This window comes from Pseudoalteromonas sp. A3 (assembly GCF_025942345.1).
GTDB classification, from domain to species: domain Bacteria; phylum Pseudomonadota; class Gammaproteobacteria; order Enterobacterales; family Alteromonadaceae; genus Pseudoalteromonas; species Pseudoalteromonas atlantica.
Window position 1 is genome coordinate 1 of the sequence record NZ_JAPCKL010000030.1, and the last position, 1,206, is coordinate 1,206.

The 1,206-nt window shown below is 39.9% G+C and carries 1 protein-coding gene; it reads left to right on the top strand.

What is annotated here, in order from left to right:
• Positions 1–108 precede the first annotated feature (108 nt).
• Positions 109–1,149 (top strand): IS481 family transposase, encoded by a 1,041-nt coding sequence (locus OIZ54_RS20235; RefSeq protein ID WP_264391150.1) that lies wholly within the window; start codon positions 109–111, stop codon positions 1,147–1,149.
• Positions 1,150–1,206 lie beyond the last annotated feature (57 nt).

A 1,206-nucleotide genomic window follows, 5' to 3' on the forward strand; every position in this document is an offset into this window, starting at 1 on the left:
TGTATTAGTTCAGACAAGATCTGACACATCAACTTGAAAAAGTGAGAGTTACCCGTTTTGATAAAAGGTGTCGAATCTTTAAATCAAAACATATAAGAGGTAACTCTCATGCTACATACTAACAATCCAATTATTAAACACAAAGCGGGTTTACTTAATCTTGCAGAAGAACTTGGCAACGTATCAAGAGCCTGCAAAGTGATGGGCGTATCCCGTGATACATTTTATCGATATCAAGAACTCGTCGAAGACGGTGGACTTGATGCGTTAATTGATAAAAGTCGTAGAGCGCCAAACTTAAAAAATAGAGTTGATGAAGCAACTGAACAAGCCGTCATTAAATACGCTGTCGATTATCCAGCTTATGGCCAACACAGAACGAGTAATGAACTCAGAAAACAAGGCGTATTCGTTTCTGGCAGCGGTGTTCGTTCAATATGGCTACGTCATGACCTAGAGAACTTCAAAAAGCGTCTCAAGGCACTAGAAAATAAAGTTGCTAACGAAGGTATCATTCTCACCGACGCTCAAGTAGCTGCGCTTGAAAAGAAAAAACATGATGACGAAGCGTGTGGTGAAATTGAAACGGCTCACCCAGGTTATCTAGGCTCTCAAGATACATTTTACGTGGGTAATCTCAAAGGCGTTGGGCGTATCTACCAACAAACCTTCGTTGATACATACAGCAAAGTAGCGTTCGCTAAGCTCTACACCACGAAAACGCCAATTACTGCGGCTGACATACTCAACGACAAAGTACTGCCGTACTTCGAACAGTACGAGCTTCCTATGCTACGTATTCTAACCGATAGAGGCACTGAATATTGTGGCAAAGTCGAACATCATGATTACCAGTTATATCTGGCTATTAATGATATCGATCATACAAAAACCAAAGCTATGTCACCGCAAACAAATGGTATCTGCGAACGCTTCCATAAAACGATACTCAATGAATTCTATCAAGTTACATTCCGTAAAAAGCTATATTGCTCATTAGAGGAATTGCAAAAGGATCTGGACGAATGGATGATTTATTACAATAATGACCGAACTCATCAAGGAAAAATATGCTGTGGCAGAACGCCATTAGAAACTTTATTAGATGGAAAATTGATCTGGGCTGAGAAAAATTTAGCTCAAATCTAGACTGACAGTCACCGATTAAAAAACGGGTAACTGTCAGATCAAGTCTGAGCTAGTACA